General features: G+C 58.0%; 3 protein-coding genes. All 3 read left to right on the top strand.

Features of this window, described 5'->3' with window-relative positions:
- Positions 1-191: hypothetical protein (locus AC1DUU_RS31090; protein ID WP_476787157.1), on the top strand; the 191-nt coding region annotated here is incomplete at its 5' end.
- A 305-nt stretch (positions 192-496) separates the two neighbouring features.
- A complete protein-coding gene (locus tag AC1DUU_RS31095; protein ID WP_476787158.1) occupies positions 497-697 on the top strand; it encodes a hypothetical protein in 201 nt (66 codons plus the stop codon).
- A gap of 380 nt (positions 698-1,077) precedes the next feature.
- On the top strand, positions 1,078-1,266 hold the full coding sequence (locus tag AC1DUU_RS31100) for a hypothetical protein (RefSeq protein ID WP_476787159.1): 189 nt from the start codon (positions 1,078-1,080) through the stop codon (positions 1,264-1,266).
- The last annotated feature ends 524 nt before the right edge of the window (positions 1,267-1,790 follow it).

Genomic DNA, 1,790 nt, shown 5'->3' on the forward strand with positions numbered 1-1,790 from the left:
ACCGAGAGCTTATCGATTATTCCGAGACGTCTGCGAACGATGTCGGCCAGGGCGACATCGTGTTCGAACTCAACGCAATGGCAAGCGCGATCGATCTGTTTCCAGCCGAGAAGGTGTCGGCAATGCTCACCGAGGCTGTTGAGGTTATAAAGGCGTGCAAGGTGTTGCTCGAAGAAAAGCGAAAACCTTAAGCCTGTGTCTTGGCAATCGTCTTGAGTAGTGCTCAATCAACAATCAGGACGTGGCGCTGCCTGACAAGCAGCAGCCCGCCTCGTGATCGATCGAGCTACCGCCCACCCCCGAAAGAACCGCGGCAAAGCGTGCGCGGCGCTCTTGAGCCTGCAGAACCAGGCTGATAGCATTTCCGCGCGGCGGCAATCTGTCCGCAGGCCGGCGCAACTTTGGAAGACTCAGCCGGGACGCGCCGGCCAAGTTTTGTCGATGGATCGATTCCCATCCTCGCGCGTTTCTCCGCGTCGATTTCTGGGAGAACGTCATGACGCAGCAGCATGACCCACGGCAGTTGGACTTGATCGACTCTTTGAATGCGACCGCCACCGCCGACGATCGTTACACGATAGCTACCCTTGCAGAAAAATATGGCCTGTCAGACGGCCAAGCGCGAACCATGATTTCCATCTACGGGCGGTCACGCTCGAGGCTCGATAAGGTCATGGCCGCACGGCCCTACCCTTGAGGCATGGGCCCTTCATCCCACCGTGTTCAGCTATCCTGCTGGTTGAAATGAGGCCGGCAATGCTAACAATCATGGCCTTGGCCGCAACTGCGAGCCTTTATCTGATCTTTGCGCTTGGCGGACAGACCTGGCGTTCTCTGTGTCGTGGCGCAATGAACGACACCGTCAAGTCCGGGGTCGCGGGACTTATCTTTCTTGCGTGCCTTGTCACCGTCGTCGCAATTGCATGGACAGATAGCGGCAATCGCGACCTCAACAGCATCTATATCGCCGGGAAGCTGCCTCGCTAAGCGATTCGACAACGTCCAACATCGCGCTAATATGGAACCCGCTAAGACGCAGTCGCGTTTTCGTGTGTCGTTATTTGGGAGGAAAAGATCATGGTTGGTCATCCCGACAAGCGGCAATTCGAGATGCTCGATCAGCCGCAAGAACACCGCACGTACGAGGTATCGGAATTGGCGAAGCGGTATGGCTTGTCCCACGGCCAAGCGCTCACGCTCATCACGATCCATGGACCATCGCGCGTGAAGTTGGATGCGATCATGGCCGAGCAGCCCTATCTTTGAGGCATGGGGCTATTCATCCCGCCGTGTATCCCGACGCTGGTCGACAAGCCGCCTGAAGGCGATGCTAGGACGCATTAGATCAAATACGACGGCTACCGGACGCAGATCCTGGTGCCTGATCGCAGAAACGGCCTGCCGAGCTAAGGTTCGACAGGCCGCTCTTACGGCGCCCTCAGACACTGCTGGGAGCCATTATAGGCGCGCGCCCAGTCATAGTGCCACTGCAGCATGATAAATAGAAGGTCGGCCGGCGGGATGGGCTTCGCTCCACTGAGCTCATTACCCACCCATCGGCGCGATGGATCTCCCGAGTTGAAAGGTTGATCCTGCGTCCATTGGGCTCCGCTTGATCAAACGTCGTTGCCGGGCGCAGATCCCGACACATCAATAGCAGGGCGGATAGGGATAATAGCCGCATTGGCCGTAGCCGTAAGGGTATGGCCCGTAGCCGTAGTCGTATGGACGCGCAGCTGCTGCTCCGACGGCGAGGCCCGTCGCCAATCCGGCGCCGGAATACCATGCCC

It is taken from the genome of Aminobacter sp. P4_H6_2, from assembly GCF_056400805.1.